Annotated in this window: 17 protein-coding genes; all 17 read right to left on the bottom strand. The window is 37.9% G+C overall.

Annotated elements, in window-relative coordinates; all coding sequences use genetic code 11:
* Nucleotides 1-98 precede the first annotated feature (98 nt).
* Nucleotides 99-296, bottom strand: coding sequence for a hypothetical protein (locus D9782_RS05285; RefSeq protein WP_121604277.1), 198 nt, complete (start codon nt 294-296; stop codon nt 99-101).
* Between the two features lie 432 nt (nt 297-728).
* Nucleotides 729-1,265, bottom strand: a complete 537-nt coding sequence (gene spoVT / locus D9782_RS05280; RefSeq protein WP_026680182.1) for a stage V sporulation protein T — start codon at nt 1,263-1,265, stop codon at nt 729-731.
* Nucleotides 1,266-1,401: 136 nt separating this feature from the next.
* Nucleotides 1,402-4,923, bottom strand: coding sequence for a transcription-repair coupling factor (gene mfd / locus D9782_RS05275; protein ID WP_121604276.1), 3,522 nt, complete (start codon nt 4,921-4,923; stop codon nt 1,402-1,404).
* Nucleotides 4,924-5,203: 280 nt separating this feature from the next.
* Nucleotides 5,204-5,425 carry an anti-sigma-F factor Fin gene (locus D9782_RS05270; protein WP_308036030.1) on the bottom strand — a complete coding sequence of 74 codons (222 nt, stop codon included), beginning with the start codon at nt 5,423-5,425 and terminating at the stop codon, nt 5,204-5,206.
* A gap of 133 nt (nt 5,426-5,558) precedes the next feature.
* Nucleotides 5,559-6,119, bottom strand: a complete 561-nt coding sequence (gene pth, locus D9782_RS05265) for an aminoacyl-tRNA hydrolase (RefSeq protein ID WP_026680179.1) — start codon at nt 6,117-6,119, stop codon at nt 5,559-5,561.
* A gap of 153 nt (nt 6,120-6,272) precedes the next feature.
* On the bottom strand, nt 6,273-6,911 hold the full coding sequence (locus tag D9782_RS05260) for a 50S ribosomal protein L25/general stress protein Ctc (protein ID WP_121604275.1): 639 nt from the start codon (nt 6,909-6,911) through the stop codon (nt 6,273-6,275).
* A 147-nt stretch (nt 6,912-7,058) separates the two neighbouring features.
* Nucleotides 7,059-8,012 (bottom strand): ribose-phosphate diphosphokinase, encoded by a 954-nt coding sequence (locus D9782_RS05255; protein ID WP_026680177.1) that lies wholly within the window; start codon nt 8,010-8,012, stop codon nt 7,059-7,061.
* Nucleotides 8,013-8,028: 16 nt separating this feature from the next.
* Nucleotides 8,029-9,408, bottom strand: coding sequence for a bifunctional UDP-N-acetylglucosamine diphosphorylase/glucosamine-1-phosphate N-acetyltransferase GlmU (glmU, locus tag D9782_RS05250; RefSeq protein ID WP_121604274.1), 1,380 nt, complete (start codon nt 9,406-9,408; stop codon nt 8,029-8,031).
* Nucleotides 9,409-9,950: 542 nt separating this feature from the next.
* On the bottom strand, nt 9,951-10,241 hold the full coding sequence (gene spoVG, locus D9782_RS05245; protein WP_026680175.1) for a septation regulator SpoVG: 291 nt from the start codon (nt 10,239-10,241) through the stop codon (nt 9,951-9,953).
* Between the two features lie 127 nt (nt 10,242-10,368).
* Nucleotides 10,369-11,196, bottom strand: a complete 828-nt coding sequence (gene purR, locus D9782_RS05240; RefSeq protein WP_026680174.1) for a pur operon repressor — start codon at nt 11,194-11,196, stop codon at nt 10,369-10,371.
* Between the two features lie 64 nt (nt 11,197-11,260).
* Nucleotides 11,261-12,112, bottom strand: coding sequence for a 4-(cytidine 5'-diphospho)-2-C-methyl-D-erythritol kinase (gene ispE / locus D9782_RS05235; RefSeq protein ID WP_026680173.1), 852 nt, complete (start codon nt 12,110-12,112; stop codon nt 11,261-11,263).
* A 108-nt stretch (nt 12,113-12,220) separates the two neighbouring features.
* Nucleotides 12,221-12,403: a small, acid-soluble spore protein, alpha/beta type gene (locus D9782_RS05230; protein WP_026680172.1), complete on the bottom strand. Its 183-nt coding sequence runs from the start codon at nt 12,401-12,403 to the stop codon at nt 12,221-12,223.
* 203 nt (nt 12,404-12,606) lie between these two features.
* Nucleotides 12,607-12,873, bottom strand: coding sequence for a biofilm formation stimulator Veg (gene veg / locus D9782_RS05225; protein ID WP_026680171.1), 267 nt, complete (start codon nt 12,871-12,873; stop codon nt 12,607-12,609).
* 267 nt (nt 12,874-13,140) lie between these two features.
* Nucleotides 13,141-14,010: a sporulation peptidase YabG gene (gene yabG, locus D9782_RS05220; RefSeq protein ID WP_026680170.1), complete on the bottom strand. Its 870-nt coding sequence runs from the start codon at nt 14,008-14,010 to the stop codon at nt 13,141-13,143.
* Between the two features lie 438 nt (nt 14,011-14,448).
* Nucleotides 14,449-15,333: a 16S rRNA (adenine(1518)-N(6)/adenine(1519)-N(6))-dimethyltransferase RsmA gene (rsmA, locus tag D9782_RS05215; RefSeq protein ID WP_305847193.1), complete on the bottom strand. Its 885-nt coding sequence runs from the start codon at nt 15,331-15,333 to the stop codon at nt 14,449-14,451.
* Nucleotides 15,326-15,898 (bottom strand): ribonuclease M5, encoded by a 573-nt coding sequence (gene rnmV / locus D9782_RS05210; RefSeq protein WP_121605829.1) that lies wholly within the window; start codon nt 15,896-15,898, stop codon nt 15,326-15,328. The genes rsmA and rnmV overlap by 8 nt, the downstream gene beginning before the upstream one ends.
* Before the next feature lie 69 nt (nt 15,899-15,967).
* Entirely contained in the window at nt 15,968-17,203 is a 1,236-nt protein-coding gene (locus tag D9782_RS05205) for a resuscitation-promoting factor (RefSeq protein WP_026680167.1), read from the bottom strand.
* Nucleotides 17,204-17,236 lie beyond the last annotated feature (33 nt).

Below are 17,236 nucleotides of genomic sequence, written 5' to 3'. Positions count from 1 at the left end.
TACTATATAACTATAAGAAAAACTGAGCAAAATTCGCTCAGCCTTATCACTAAATGCTCAGATTTACGCTTCCTCTAGTAGCTATTATGGAATAATAGCTACTGCTTGACCACCACTCCGGCTGCCCACTTCCCTTTCCGTGGGGTTTGTCCTTCAGCTAACTTTTTTAGCAAAACCCGCTCAAAAAAGTGGATCTTCAGGTCAAACATTTCCCACAGGAGTTGAAGTGGCCGGCCTTCGCTATTATCAGGCTCTACAACGCTAGCATGAAGTAACACAGCTGTTATTATACTCACGAATAGCGATTTTCACTTTACCCATTGTAAAAAAAGTCAACCTATTTCTTATGACAAGAATTGTTGCACCTTCTCATAGCGGAGACTAATTACGTAGACTCCTGCGGGATTAGCGCGAGCCGAAAATCCACTTTGCAACGTGTTCTTCTTTGCAAAGTTAGTTGAGGCCGTGCCCGCCGAAAGCGAAGTAATTAGTCGGAGCATTGCCAATATACATCAAACATTTCAAAATAACTACTTGGCTTAAAGCAGTCATTGCGCTGATTTTATACTTTCTTAACTTATAAAAAAAGCCATCTACCAAAGAATATACGTTGGCTAGATGGCTTGCTTTTTCAATCAAGAAATACGTTTCCCTACTAGATATAGGATCCAGCTATTTTAACAAGCTATTACAAAATATAGAATACGCTCCAAATCCTTTATGAAGTATTATTCCATTTGCTTAGCTAAGAAGCTTGCAGCTGTTTCTACAGCTTTTTGCTCAACCTTACTAAATGCATCCCCTTCTTTGGAAAACACCATTACACAGCCAATTGCGTCACCGTTGGCAATAATTGGACTAACACAATAAGAATTCAACTCTTGCTCATTACCATCTGTTACTTCTAGCTGCTTCGCTTCTTTTTCAAATACTTGCGTACGATTTTCAATGATCTTCGCTAACTGAGCACCAATGTTTTTGTTTAAATAATCTTTCTTTGACTCCCCCGCAACTGCAATGACTTCATCACGATCTGAAATAATTACGGGTGACTGAAGCGAATCAAACAAAGCTTCTGCATATTCTTTCGCAAAATGCCCTAACTCATTAATTGGAGAATATTTTTTAAGAATTACTTCTCCTTCTCTATCCACAAAAATTTCTAGTGGATCTCCTTCTCTAATTCGTAGCGTCCTTCTGATTTCTTTTGGAATTACTACTCTTCCTAAATCATCAATACGACGGACAATTCCTGTTGCTTTCATACTAAGTAGCCTCACTTTCTAATGATGATTACTGCTCGTTTTTACACTAGTAAATCTTATCTCTTCGTGTAAAAATCACCAGGTGTGTTTTTAGTATGATGCAAAGCAGGATATCTATACATGAAGTACCAAAATTTTACGCATCTCGATTCGCTTTAGTTAATTTACCTATAAAATCTTCAACAATCTCATATCGTTGGTGCTTGTTATCCCTTGTATATTTAAACACGATCTTCAATTTATTGTTTTCTGTTCCCAATTGAACACCACGGCCAAATGTATTAGCAATTTCAAATAATTTAGCACCATCAATTTGTTGACTTCGATTTTCATCAACGAGCATTTCAATTTTATTCCCTTTCTCACTAAGTGAAGCCACACGTTCTTTCTTTGCAACCATCTTCAGTACAGTTACTGTGAATAAATGCTCTACTTCTTCTGGATAATCGCCAAATCGATCTATCAATTCATCTCGTAAATCTTCTACGTCATTTGTAGAAGCAATAGACTGAAATTGTTTATATATTTCGATTTTTTGCTTCTCGTCCTTAATATACGTATCAGGAATATATGCATCAATGCTCAATGCCAACTCCGTGTCAAATGGTGTGATTTCTTCAATTTCTTTTCCTTCTTTACGCGCATCAATGGCGTCTTTTAACATTTGCGAATACATATCAAAGCCTACAGAATCAATAAATCCATGCTGTTGTGCACCAAGGAGATTACCCGCTCCACGGATAGATAAGTCCCGCATAGCAATTTTAAAACCTGACCCAAGTTCAGTAAACTCCTTAATCGCCTGTAATCGTTTCTCAGCAACCTCTGTTAATACCTTATCCTTCTTATACGTAAAGTACGCATAAGCAATTCGATTTGATCGTCCTACACGACCTCTTAGTTGATACAGTTGACTTAATCCCATGCGATCGGCATCATTTACGATTAATGTATTTACATTCGGAATATCTACTCCCGTTTCGATAATGGTTGTACTTACAAGCACATCGTATTCACCTTCTAAGAAAGCGAAAATAATATTTTCCAGTTCCGATTCGTTCATCTGACCATGAGCTACAGCAATTCTTGCGTCAACAAGCATACCAAGGTCTCTTGCTACTTTATCTATGTTCTCTACCCGGTTATACAAGAAGAAGACCTGACCACCACGGGCCATCTCTCGTTCAATTGCCTCACGCATAAAAATTGGATTATACTCCATTACATACGTCTGAATTGGGAAACGATTTTCTGGTGGGGTTTCGATTACCGATAAATCCCGTACCCCTAGCATCGACATATGCAATGTCCTAGGAATAGGTGTAGCCGTTAGTGTAAGCACATCCACATTTGTTTTTAATTGTTTAATTTTTTCCTTATGTTTAACACCAAATCGTTGTTCTTCATCAACAATCAACAGGCCTAAATCACTATATTGTACATCCTTAGATAAAACACGGTGTGTACCAATAACGATGTCCACGGTTCCTTTCCTTAATCCATCAATCGTTTCTTTTTGTTGCTTTCGTGTTCGAAACCTACTTAATAACCCTATCGTTATAGCATGATCCTGAAAACGCTCGCGAATTGTTTCAAAGTGCTGCTGGGCCAAAATCGTTGTTGGAACTAGAATAGCAACTTGTTTACCATCCGCGATCGCTTTAAAAGCTGCACGAATTGCTACTTCTGTTTTTCCATACCCTACATCACCACAAAGCAGTCGGTCCATTGGACGTTCTCTTTCCATATCTTGTTTAATCTCTTCAATACAACGAAGTTGATCTTCTGTTTCTTGATACGGAAAAGACGCTTCAAATTCACGCTGCATTTCAGTATCCTCAGAAAATGCGTAACCCTTCTTCGCTTCTCTTTCTGCATAAAGCTTAATAAGATCATCTGCAATGTCTTCAACAGAGGACTGTACTTTTCGCTTTACCTTTGTCCATTCACTGCCGCCTAGTTTATACAGCTTCGGCTCTTTTCCTTCTGAACCAACAAACTTTTGAACTTGATCAATTTGATCTATTGGCACAAAAAGCTTATCATCACCAGAATACTTGATAAGCATATAATCCTTATGAAGATCATTTACTTGCAACGTTTCAATGCCTAAATATTTCCCAATTCCATGGTTCGCATGAACAACATAATCGCCAACCTTTAACTCCTGATAATTCTTGATTCGTTCGGCATTCGAAATTTTTTGCTGTTTTCGAGCTCGCTTGGTACGCTTTTTAAATAATTCCTGTTCTGTAATAAGCACCAATTTATGCATCGGTAACTCAATACCACTCGTAATATTCCCTGTAGCTATTGTAGGTTTGTCTACAGGAAGCTGTAAATCACTGGCTAACCCCACATCGATATCATAATCCATGAAAATGGAATGAATTTTTTCTGCACGCTTAGAATCGGGAGCTAATACGACAACCGAATACTCACCTTTTTCCCAGCGCTTTAACTCATTTTTAAATAAATGCATTTGCCCATGAAATTCTTGCATAGGTCTTGAAGACAAATTAATAATATTTTGCGGTTGTGTGTTTGGAATATGGCGTAAAAATACGGACATATATAAACGTGGCTGCTTCATATTTGACCAAATCGTATGCCAATCGAATGAAAATATACTGTCCTTCACCATCTGATTGGACTCCAACAAACTACTGTACCAATCAGCCTCCTCCGAATCCAGGTGCACCGCTGTCTCCTGTATACGGCTCATCTCATCAAGTATGATTTGTCCATCACTCGGCATATAATCTAGTAAACTAGCAGGGTTTTTGTAAAGATAGCCGATGTATTTATACATTTCCGGAAAGTGCTCTAAGTTCTTTAAGCGCTCAATATCCCTCTCCATGACCTCTAATAGTTTTTCTTTTGACTCTTTAGATTTCAACGATTTCAACGTTTTGGAAAGCGCTTCCTCAAGACGCTCCCCTCCAGCATGGATATCAGATTGTGATAAAAGTAGCTCTGTTGCCGGTCCAATTATTATTTCCTGTAATTTATCCAGTGAACGTTGGGTATCTGCATCAAAATATCGAATAGAATCGATTTCTTCATCAAACAACTCAATTCGAATTGGATGTTGTTCGGTTATTGGGTAAATATCAATAATTCCACCACGCCTGCTAAATTCTCCAGGAGTTGTTACCATCGATACTCGTTCATAATCCATATCTACCATCGAATTAAGATATTGTTCTACATCAATATCCTCCCCAACTGTAAATGGCAGCTGATAATTACTCCAATATTCTGGCGGAGGTAGTATACGCTTCAAAGCAGCAACAGGAGCAATTAATATACCAGATTTCTTCTTCGTCCAAGCGGTTAAGGATTCAATTCTCTGACTACGTAATTCAGGACTTGCTATTGCAATCTCTGAAGCAATTAATTCATTCACCGGATAGAGATGCACATCATCATCTCCCATAAAAGCTGTGAGGTCATCATATAACTGTTGCGCTTGAACTAATTGATGTGTAACTAATAATACCGGTTTATGAATTGAAGTATGAATGATAGAAACCAATAGACTTCTCGCCGAGCCAGACAGACCGGCAACAAGTTGCTCTTCCATTCCACTAGAAATTCCATGTATAATCGATTTTATATCATCTTTTGATTGTAAATAATTTTGAATACCTTTCATTACTAAACCTCCACGTACATAGGGTGTGCTAAAAGCGCATTGGCTTACTTACCTTTAACCTATCCTAATATTCATTCTTACATGACATTCTACATCTTTCATAGCTGATAAAGTCAAAGTGAGTTATCCACGATAATATGGACAAATACACCCTATGGACCAAATCCTTTTCTATCATTCTCTTTCAAACTAAAAGAAACGATCAAAGCCTCAATAACTATATCTGTGAAAGAAGCGCAAAAATGCCTTGGTTATTACACCAAAGCCTTTGCTGGTTATATTACTGAATAAAAAAATCTAGCTCATGGTAATGTGGATGATGTCCTAAGGCATCTTCACAATTTTCACAAATAGCTTCAATCTGCACATCACCATTTGACTTATATGTGATCATCTCTTCTTTTTCCTTTGCTGTCAATTGATCCAAACCCAGCATAGATGTATCAACTACCTGCTGTTTCAGTCTTCCTATTTCCTGACCGCAGTGTTTGCAAGTATACACAATAGACAAACTGGGAACCTCCTCGAATAACTTTCAACTCATATTAAAAGTTTATCCGAAAAACGCTTATCTTATACAATAAATAAAAGCTCCCGTTGCTATATGAATGTATGTATCCTATCCTATGAAAGCATCATTGATTATATTCATTCATTACCTGCGAAAACGAGGCGCTTAGCCATGCTTCACATGCATCCGCGGCTCTTCCAATACTGTCAGATACAGCTTCTGATTCTCCCTTTGAAAAATTACTAAGAACATAATCTACAACTGAAACAGAAGACGTTGGCCTTCCTACACCTATTCTGATCCGTTTAAAATCTTTTGTACCTAAATGATCGATAATGGAACGAATACCATTATGTCCGCCATGTCCGCCTTTTTGACGTAACCGGATTTTCCCAACAGGTAAATCTAAATCATCATAGATAATTAATATATCTTCTAGTTTTATATCATAATAATCCATTAATGGTCTAACAGCATCGCCGGATAGGTTCATAAAGGTCTGTGGTTCTAGGAGCAATACCTTTTCTCCGTCCAAGTGAACAATCGTATAATCACCCTTATACTTGGACTTATTCAACTTCCATGAATGACGATGAAGTAATTCATCAATGACCATGAACCCAACATTATGCCTAGTACCATTATATTTCTTACCAGGGTTACCTAATCCAATTATACATTTCATTTGCTTACTTCCTTTATCAGAAAATCTTTCCTAGAAAGTATCATACAATACAACAAACCCTCCTGTACAGGAGGGAGTCACTCATTGTTATATAATTTACATGTTTATCCCATATGAACGGGAAGTAAAACCATCAATGATGGAATGGTTGCTTTATTCCTTTTTTGCATCTGCATCATCTTCAGCACCTACTAATTTAGGCTCAGCATTCTCATCTGGAGCCTCTTCCACATCTTCCAATGTGTCAGGAGCCAATACCGTTGCAATCGTAGTGTCACTATCTTCAAGTACTTCGTAATTTCCTTTAATCGTTATATCCGAGACAGATATGCTATCTCCAATCTTAAGGTCTGTAATATCCACGATAATTTCCTCTGGAATATTTCCAGGTTTTGCTCGAACTTGTAACTCATACATTGGCTGTTGAAGTACGCCACCATCTTTTGTCCCTTGAGCTTCACCTTCTAAACGAAGCGCAACCTCAACATCCATCTCTTCAGCCATATTAACAATATAAAAGTCTGCATGAATTAGCTCGTCCTTCAATGGATCAATTTGGTAATCGTGTAACATAACATCTACCGATTTATTGTTTTCCACATTTAGCGTAATAATAGCATTTTTCCCTTCATCTCGAACCGTCTTTATTAATTCAATGCTATCTACAGATATGGATTCCGAATCCTTTTCTTTTCCGTAGATAACAGCTGGTACTCTACCACTATTTCGTATTTCCTTTGTTGCCGATTTAGTAAGATCCTCTCGTAATGTTGCTTCTAATTTAACTGCCACGTACATCACCCTCCAAGTTATTAGAAAAATCCTAGGCTTTTAGTTATAAGCCCTTTCTTCTTTTCTACTTTGTCTGTGTAATTCATGCAGTTGTCTATAAAAAAACATTCATATAGAGAATACCCATTAAATGCAATATCTAAACATTTAATCGAATAAGATACTTACTGATTGCAATTCGTGGACACGAATAATTGCCTCGCCAATTAACGGCGCAACCGATAACTGAGTAATTTTATTAAGCTGCTTGTCCTCTGGTAAAGGAATCGAATTCGTAATAACAAGTTCCTTGATTTTAGAGTCATTAATACGTTCAATCGCTGGACCAGATAATACTGGATGTGTACAACACGCATATACCGCTTTAGCACCATTTTCTACCAATGCATTTGCAGCAAGTGTAATAGTTCCTGCTGTATCAATAATATCGTCTATTAGAATAGCTGTCTTGCCTTCAATATTACCAACGATATTCATAACCTCGGCAACGTTAGGGCGAGGTCTACGTTTATCAATAATACCTATTGGCGCTTTTAGTCGATCAGCCATTTTACGAGCACGTGTAACTCCACCGTGATCTGGAGACATAATAATAATATCTTCTAAGCTCTTCGCTTCAAAATAATCAGACAGAATAGGAACACCTTGTAGGTGATCTATAGGGATATCAAAAAATCCTTGGATTTGTGGAGCATGTAAATCCAATGTAATGACACGATCGGCACCAGACGTTTCTAATAGATTTGCAACAAGCTTAGCAGCAATCGGTTCACGAGAACGAGCCTTACGATCTTGTCTAGCATATCCATAATATGGCATTACTATATTTATGGATTTAGCAGACGCTCGCTTCAAAGCGTCAATCATAATTAATAACTCCATAATATGCTGATTTACCGGGGAACATGTAGATTGTACAACGTATACATCACAACCACGTACACTTTCTTCGATGTTGATCTGAATTTCACCATCACTAAAGCGAGATACAGTACATTTACCAAGCATTGTACCAATATGCTCCGCAATATCTTCAGCAAGTTTAGGATTAGAATTTAATGTGAACACTTTCAAAGATGTATCTTTGTAAGTAGATGCCATGAGTTAGAACCCTCCGTTAGTCTTTTTGTCTGTTTTTAATTTTTGACGCATATCCTTCTTTATTCGTTTGTCTAGCTCTAGCTACAGACAAAGAATCTTCCGGTACATCTTTAGTAATTGTTGAACCAGCCGCCACATAGGATCCTTTTCCGACAGTAACTGGAGCAATTAGATTAGAATTACATCCAATAAATGCATCATCTTCTATCGTCGTCAAATATTTATGCTTTCCATCATAGTTTACTGTTATTGTACCACAACCAATATTGACATTGCTGCCAACTTTTGCGTCACCAATATAGCTTAAATGTGATACTTTACTCTTCTCAGCTAAATCGGTCTTCTTAATCTCTACAAAATTTCCAACTTTTGCTTGATCACCTATGGAGCTTTCTGGACGAATATGTGCAAATGGCCCAATTTTGACATGATTACCAATCTTACTATCACTAGCAACACTTTGTTTAATAACAGTCCCATTCCCCACGTAACAATTCGTAACTTCTGAATGTGGTCCAATTTCTGCATTGCCTTTTATAACCGTATCACCTCTTAATATCGTTCCAGGATGGATGATGGTATCCGGCTCTATCTCTACATCTGGTTCAATATACGTATTATCCGGATCGATTATCGCTACGCCATTTCGTAAGTGCTTTTCATTAATGCGTTGTTTCATGGTTTTTTCTGCTTCTGCTAAGGCTATACGGTCATTTACTCCTAGTGTTTCCTCAAAACTAGCTGTCATAAATGCACTGACCTTATCACCCTGTTTTTGAAGGATTTCGATAACATCCGGTAAATAGTATTCACCTTGTGCGTTATCATTGGACACATTTTGCAGCGCCTGAAATAGTGCTTGATTATCAAAACAATATGTACCTGTATTAATTTCATCAACGAGTAGTTCTTTTTCGGTGGCATCTTTTTGTTCTACGATTCTTTCTACTTCATCAACCGCATTGCGAATAACTCTACCATAGCCATATGGATTTGGAGCTTTTGCAGTTAATACAGTTGCTTTAGCACCTGTCTGCTCATGATGGTCAAATAGTGCTTGATACGTTTCGCTCGTTATTAAAGGGGTATCTCCGCAAACTACTAGTGTTGTTCCTTCATTTTCTTTTAATAAATCCTCTGCTTGGAGCACTGCATGCCCCGTTCCTAATTGCTCTTCTTGAATAACAAATTTACTTTCGTCGCCAATTTGCTCTTTAACCATATCTGCACCAAAGCCTACTACTGTAACAATTTCATCTAGCTTCACTGTGTTTATCTGATCAATGACATGCTTTACCATTGGACGACCTGCTACGGGATGGAGTACTTTGTATAGCTTAGATTTCATTCTCGTACCCTGACCCGCTGCTAAAACAACAGCATATCGCTTCGTCATAAGGAAACCTCCATCAATTCGATTTATCCATAATGAATATTATCTTAAAACCCTTTTCATTTCAATAGATAAAGCGTATAAAACAAGGTCCTCGGTAATGTAAAACTTTCCATACTTACCGCCTTTATGCACGTCTCAAGAAAAATACAGAGCGATTCGATTCATTCTAATAAGCAAGTAGACAAAAGCACAAAAACGATTCGACCGAAAAAGGAGGCTTTGCGCTAGTTAGCAAATAAAATTATATTTTTTTAGACACAAAAACATTACTAAATCGCTTGCAAAAGAACAAAAGTCGCAAGCCTCCGATTAGAAACGCAGCGACTGGAGCGAGTCAACGGAGATAAAGGAATCACGGTGAGTTTTCTTATCGTAGGGCGATTCGTGAAGTTGCCTAGTTTCTGGGCGCTGGAGCTGGACGCGGCTCAACACGTCCATATTTATCCACATGGGCTACTTTTAAAATTTTCTAGACTACAAAAAAAGAAGGCTAACCTGATGTAGATTAGACCTCTAGTTGCATCCCAAATATTGTGTGCATATTAGGAAGCTCCAGCTTCTTCATACTCCACTTCAGCTTCTCCTGCACGATGGTATTCTTCTAATACAGCATCTTGAATCTTAGCACGTGTCCCAGAATTTATAGGATGTGCAATGTCTCTAAACTCCCCATCCGGTGTTCGTTTGGATGGCATAGCAACGAATAGTCCATTATTCCCATCAATAACACGGATATCATGAACTACAAATTCTTGATCCAAAGTAATCGATGCAATCGCTCGCATTCTTCCTTCCGTATTAACGCGGCGCAATCTAACGTCAGTTACTTCCATGATGTATCACCACCTTTTCCCATTTGAATCTATATTATCTAGTTCAACAAAACTATTTAAAATCCTGCTAAATTATTAAAAAAAATAAAATATTTTCAAATGGATGGAAAAAACAGGTGTTTTTGCCTTACTTACGACCGCCTATTTCTACAAAATTACCAGGATGAACCTCAATGCTTTTAGCTTTAAGATCGACATTTGATATTTTAATTAAGGAAGTATAATTTTCTACAACCCTTTCTTCTTCTTCATCGTCCGCCTCAGCCAATACACCTATTGCCTTCACTTGAGCATTGAATTCTTCTAATAAGTTAATCATTCCAGTAATTGTTCCACCAGCCTTCATGAAATCATCAATAATGCAGACATTTGCACCTTCTTCCAAGCTCCGTTTTGGAAGAACCATTGTTTGAATCTTTCTTGAGGAGCCAGATACATAATTTATACTAACGGATGACCCTTCGGTTACTTTGGGGTCTCTTCGCACAATTACTACAGGGACGTCAAGAAAAGAAGCCACCGAGTAGGCTAAAGGAATACCTTTTGTAGCAACCGTGACAACAACATCAATTTCCATCTGCGAAAATGCAGAAGCAAAAACCCGGCCTATTTCTCTTACTGTTTTCGGATTACCTAAGAGGTCACTCATGTAAAGGTAACCACCAGGCAGAATTCGTACCGGATCCGCTAACTGGTGACACATTTCATGAATGAATGCTTCACTCTTTTCATGTAAATACTCTGGGATATACTTCACACCACCACCAGCTCCGGTGGTCCGTTGCAAATAACCCAATCCTTCATTACGAAATACAGCATCAATAATATCCATATCTTCGCTTACGGAAGCCTTCGTTGTTTCTAACCTATTTACGAAATAAGGTAACTGTTTATGCAATCTTGGATTCTCAAGAAAATAATTAGTCAACGCGACTAAACGATTACTTCTTTTCATAACTACACCTCAAAACCGAATATTTCCCTTTAATATACCATTATCATATGTGTTTTATCAATATTTAACCTAAAAGACGTACAAAATATACTTCATCACAAAATCCGCGCATACCGTTATAAATTCTTTTTGCCTTGCTTTCTTGCTCAACTAGACCATATACAGTAGGCCCACTTCCGCTCATTAATACACCTGAGGCTCCTGCTTGTCTCATTGCATCTTTGATCCGTTGCACTTCAGGGTATAATTGTACAGTAATTGCTTCTAAATTATTTCCTGTACTTCTGCAAAGCAGCTCAAAATCATTTGCTCTTAACGCTTGGATCACTCCTTGTGTTTGCTGATGAGCAAGTTCATCCACGATAATTCGCTGAAAAATGGTTCTAGATGACACACCTATGTCTGGCTTGGCTAAAATGACCCAGCATGGCGGAGGCGCTGGTAGGGCATTAATCACTTCTCCTCGCCCACTAGCTAGCGCGGTCTTACCATAGACACAGAATGGTACATCTGTTCCAAGTGTCGCGCCTAAATTTGCTAGTTCATCCATCGGTATATGTAGTGACCAAAGCCTGTTTAAACCTCTTAGAACAGCTGCAGCATCTGTGCTCCCTCCTCCTAATCCTGCTGAAACGGGTATGCTTTTCTCAATTTTGATATGAACCCCTCTACGAATTCCGTATTTCCGCTTAATTGCATCTGCAGCTTTATACGCTAAGTTCCGTTCATCGCTTGGCACAAATCTACTTTCCAACGAGATCTCTATTCTGTCCTGATTCAATTCAAATAATTCGATACGGTCAGACAAGTCTATTGACGTCATAATCATTTCAACGTTGTGATAACCATCATCTCTCTTACTTAACACATCAAGCGATAAGTTAATCTTCGCAGGGGCTTTCTCATAAAGCACCATCACCCGTCACCCTTCTTGTAGATAGATATTAAAATTGTAACATATTACATAATTGGAGGCGACTACAAGCAGGTACAAGTCCCGCCAAAACACAAAAAGGCAAACCCTTTAGGATCTGCCTTTTTGTTGCATGTTTGCTTCAGCAATTTCAATGGCTCGCTTAACCATATTACCAGCATCTCTAGCCTTGATACCGCCCCAACCTTCCTGCTGCACCGTGTCGTAAAATCCTAACTCTTTGGCGATTTCTTCTTTCAAATGGTCTGACATTATTCCACGTCGATTAGCCATGAAAGAACAACTCCCTTCGTATGATGAGTCTTACCTTACGACATTTATAGTTTGTAGCAGATTCGTTGTTTAATTCGCGTTATATGTATACAAAAAAGGAAAAATTTAAATGGAAAGTCAAACTACCTTCGTATTAAGTAGTTCATCAAAATTACAGATAATTCAGTTATAAATCTATAAAATAAAAGCAGTAAACCTAAGGGCTACTGCTCAAGCACGGAAGCAATGGTACGTTCGTCTGTAAAACTAAGTTCCACTGTTTCTGTTAAAACGTCTGCATAGCTGTATGAAACACGTTCGAATGCATTTTCTTCTTGGTCAAGCTCAACAATAAACACAGAAGGATACGTTTCTGCTAATATTCCCGACCGCTCAATTGTTTTCCTTCTGCCGCCGTTCGCTCTAAGCTTTAACCGTTTACCAACATGACCTTCAAGACCTTGCTTTATTTCGATTAATGTTTTCGCCACTATACTCCACCTCACTGGATTTAGCATACCATAAACTTGTACAATAGTCAAATAAAACTATTTATTATAACAAGATATCAATTTTAATGTCAACAATTTATTTTGTCTATTTCGCTTATTATTTGGCATATGTTAAGTTTTTATGTATATTTTTTTAAATTAATTGGAACTTTGCTATTTACATGTGTATATTCCATGAAAAAATTACTCGTTCATTTACCAACTTGTACCATTTTTATCCAGCAATCTTACCTGAAGGCAAGTTGCTCATTCGTTTGATTCATCTTCTAAATAGGGTAACCCTGTTCTTAATAATCCTCTCGTTTCTATCCCACCCATTCCTTTATCACCTGTAAGTGTATTTCTTAGTGCTTCCCATACACTAACCTTTTCCATGAATGGTGTATAAGCAATCTTTGCTGCAATATAAACAGGATCTAACGCATGTATATTAATTCGTAGCGGAGAACTTGCGAAATTAGCACCTGCTCGAATTAGTGATTCAAAATGTGATTGGCATGCACCTGCAAAGATAACTAGCTGATCCACATTAGGATTAATCTTTCGTGCTTCTCGTACTGTTTCCACAAAAAACTTAGAATGTCTATATGCACGTATGTCATTTTTTCTGCCCTTGTTCTTGGAAAACGCATCATGTCCTGTAATGACGATAATGTCAGGCTGTATCTTCTCCACCAATTCACCTATTTGTATCGGCATTTCCCTTTCATGTAAATGCACTCCATGTACTTGTAATCCGATTCGTTGATATAATTCAATGCATTTCTTTAAATACATTTGATCGCCGTCTAGATGCAGAACTTTGGCTGGTAATTGAAAAAAAATCGGTTCATGCTGATAGCCTTCGGTTGCGTGATATTCACGTTTCTCTTTCATCAATTGATAGTCCTGCCGAAATAAACGGAAGGAAAATTCCTCTTTTTCCTTTCCTTTTTGTCTACGCTTCTCTAATTCTCTTTCTTGTATCTTCTTTAAATCAGATATAGGCGCATCTGCTTTCAGGCGGATATCTTCACCATATAAATCAGCACTATTTTTTTTCACACTAGCAACCCGAAACAACAAATCATGATTGTAAGATTTTCTTGTAACCAGATCACCCTTCGAATAGTTCATAACTGACACCTCACAGCCTTCCAAAACATTCTGATATAGCGTATGAGTCCATCATAAAATCTGTGCGTTTATTACAGATCACCTATATAATTACTTTTAACTACCTTGGACAGCAAAATGAGAATAAAACATAAAGTAAGTTACTTATAGAAAAAAGCTGAACGATTATTCGAAGCGTTTCAGCTCGCATTCGAATCCGTTCAGCTTTTGTGGGTCAAAACGTTTGTTGCGTTTCAATTTAACCTCATATAGGCAGAATGACATGAATGCTGCCTAGAGATAATGCTTCGTAATAACCGTCGCAGAAAATGAAGTAGTCTCTCGCAGAGACACCTCTCATCCCAGCATTTTTTATATAGAACCATTCATTTACCATTTTTTCCGTCTCTTAAGGGTTAGCGTTTATGTTCTATACCTAATTCACTCTTCATAAGCACATCATGTATTATTATTAACAACTGAATAAAATGCATTTGCTAATACAGCAAATTCCTCAATAGACAATGATTCTCCACGTCTATTGCCATCAATTCCAGCTTCTTCTAATAGTTGTACAATCGTTTCTTTATCCCAATCAGGTTTAAAATGATTGACTAAATTATTGCGAAGTGTTTTTCTTCGTTGTGCAAAAGAAGCTTTAACAAGCATAAAAAAGAACGTTTCATTGTGCACTTGGACAGGCGGCTTTTCCCGTCTCACTAACTTTAATATGCTGGAATCCACATTAGGCTGTGGCATAAATGCTCGTTTAGGAACATGCATGACCACTTCTGCCTCCGTATAATACTGAACGGCAATGGTCAAGGACCCATAGCTTTTGCTATTGGGCTTAGCTGCCATTCTTTCAGCCACTTCTTTTTGAATCATTACAGTGAAGCTCTCTACAGAAAGATTGTCATGCAAAAGCTTCAGCAAAATAGGTGTAGTGATATAGTAAGGTAAATTTGCAACTAAATGTACCGGTTGTTCCTGCGAAAAGCAGGAGGAAATGACTTCTGATACATTTGCCTTCAAAATATCCTGATGGATAATTTGAATATTTGAGTAGGGTTGTAGGGTATCCTGCAAGACGGGTAATAAACGCTGATCTATTTCAAAAGCAACTACTTTATCTGCATGAATAGCTAATTGCTCTGTCAACGCACCGATACCAGGTCCTATTTCAATTGCACCTGCGTTTTTATCAATTCCTGCATGGGATATGATATTTTCCAATATGTTAGTATCAATTAAAAAATTTTGTCCCAGGCTCTTTTTAAACGAGAAGTTATACTTTGTTAGTATTTCCTTTGTACGTGATGGTGTTGCAATATATTTATTCACTGTCATGCTTTTCCTCCCGCTGTATTTGTGCTAACGCATTATCAAATTCCTCTTTGGTTATTTCGAACATCGACAACCTTTTTAAAAGCTGCTTTCCGTTTGTATGACCAATTTGTAGCAGCTCACCCAATCGTTCCCGTCGTTTCTTTGCTTGCGCCCCTCCGATTAGTCCGCTGTTGATTACATTTTCCTTTGCAATTTCACTCGCGTGCGCTTCCTTTAGCTCATATACATCAGCGAGAGCCTTGCGAATCGTTTCAGGTGAAGCGTGTTCTATCCCTAAACTTTTGTTATTAGGATGCTTAGCTCGTGCCTCATGTTGAGTTAAAAACGCATGCTTGCAGCCTGGTACAGCCTGGTCAATAATATGACGAATGCGATCACCAGGATAATCTGGGTCTGTAAAAATAATAATCCCCCGTTTATCCTTCGCATGCTTTATTTGCTTTATAATCGTATCATTAATCGCTGATCCATTTGTTTCAATTGTATCAGCATTAACCGCCTGAAGAATCTTTGTTGTATCATCTCTACCTTCAACAACAATCACTTCTTTTATTTTCACATTTGTTCCTCTTTCTATACCCATAATAAATAATGCTCTTACCACTATATCATGGTAAGAGCATAAATATTAATTAATAACCTTTACTGTTACTGTTTTCCTTCCCCAATTATACGCTGCCTGCTTCGAAGGAACATGAACATCGATGCGATTTCCAACAATATGACCGCCAGTATCAGCAGCTATTGCTTCTCCATAACCTTCTACCCAAACTTTTGAACCTAATGGGATAACACTTGGATCGACAGCTATTACTTTTTTATTCGGATTTGCATTTAAATTGATACCCGTAGATGTATAACCAGAACAGCCGTTACAACTAGCTGTATACGCACTTGCACTCATTGTAAACACTTTTCCGCCAGAAGGCTTAGAACTTGATTTTTTCTTTGAGCTCGAATGTGACTTCTTGCTCGATAAGGTCACAAGCTTATTTTCCTGTTTCGTACCTACAGCTATAACTCGATTCTCACTTTTTTCAACAACATCCTTGCTTAGAAGCTCGCGGCTAACTTCTTTTCCGTTTTCTTTGACAATCTCATAGACTTTTTTCAGCTTACCGTCTTTCCCTTCCGAAAGAACCCTTTCTTCTCCCTTTGGAAGACTGCTATCTTTTCTTTTCTCTGTCTCGAAGGCAACCGCTTCTGTAACTTCATCCTTAACCTTTTTAACGCGAACAATCGTAATATTCGTATCTTTTTTCACCTTTTCATCCAATGCTGGCTTAATTCTATCCAAGCCTTCCGGATCAAATGAAATGTCTGATTGAGCTAAGATATCTTTTACTGTTCCACCTGTGGTCGGTTTTGATTTTGTTTGGTTGTTTCCATCGTTAATGGTAATCTGGTATGCCTGTTTTACTTGAATATGTAGTCCATCTTCAATGGTATCCCCTTGATTATGTGAGATATCATCATGCTGTTGAAATGAGAGATTCTTTTCTTGTAAAAATTCATCTATTGTGTCTGCAGTTGTATAGAATTCCTGCTTTTCTCCATCGATAGTTACAAAAACCTGCTTGGCTTTGTTGTACTCAATTTCCATACCGTTTTCAATAGAAGCATCTTTACTGTGTGACAAATGATCATGCTCCCCGACGGTAATTCCTACTTCTGCAAGCAGTTCTTCAACGGTATTTTTATGCGTTTTCACTGTTTGTTCTTTACCGTCTTCAGTTATGACTACTTCTGCCTTCGTAGCATCAAATAGTACTAATCCGGAAAATACAACAAGTGCCAAAACACCAATACCTGAAATAACCAGCTTCATTGTCGACGCCGGCATTAGCTTTGAAATCATTCGCATGCTTCTGCCTCCTCTTAATGCATTTTGATTATA

Origin of the sequence: Virgibacillus sp. Bac332, assembly GCF_003667785.1 — a bacterium.
Classification (GTDB): Bacteria; Bacillota; Bacilli; order Bacillales; family Amphibacillaceae; genus Virgibacillus; species Virgibacillus salarius.
Note: the sequence above shows the minus strand (reverse complement) of the source record. Positions and strands in the feature narration are given on the sequence as shown.

Coding starts and splice junctions, on each gene's coding strand:
- spoVT (WP_026680182.1), bottom strand. CDS start 1,265: ATGAAAGCAACAGGAATTGTCCGTCGTATTGATGATTTAGGAAGAGTA.
- mfd (WP_121604276.1), bottom strand. CDS start 4,923: ATGAAAGGTATTCAAAATTATTTACAATCAAAAGATGATATAAAATCG.
- pth (WP_026680179.1), bottom strand. CDS start 6,119: ATGAAATGTATAATTGGATTAGGTAACCCTGGTAAGAAATATAATGGT.
- D9782_RS05255 (WP_026680177.1), bottom strand. CDS start 8,012: ATGGCATCTACTTACAAAGATACATCTTTGAAAGTGTTCACATTAAAT.
- glmU (WP_121604274.1), bottom strand. CDS start 9,408: ATGACGAAGCGATATGCTGTTGTTTTAGCAGCGGGTCAGGGTACGAGA.
- spoVG (WP_026680175.1), bottom strand. CDS start 10,241: ATGGAAGTAACTGACGTTAGATTGCGCCGCGTTAATACGGAAGGAAGA.
- purR (WP_026680174.1), bottom strand. CDS start 11,196: ATGAAAAGAAGTAATCGTTTAGTCGCGTTGACTAATTATTTTCTTGAG.
- ispE (WP_026680173.1), bottom strand. CDS start 12,112: ATGGTGCTTTATGAGAAAGCCCCTGCGAAGATTAACTTATCGCTTGAT.
- D9782_RS05230 (WP_026680172.1), bottom strand. CDS start 12,403: ATGGCTAATCGACGTGGAATAATGTCAGACCATTTGAAAGAAGAAATC.
- yabG (WP_026680170.1), bottom strand. CDS start 14,010: ATGAACTATTCGAAGGGTGATCTGGTTACAAGAAAATCTTACAATCAT.
- D9782_RS05205 (WP_026680167.1), bottom strand. CDS start 17,203: ATGCGAATGATTTCAAAGCTAATGCCGGCGTCGACAATGAAGCTGGTT.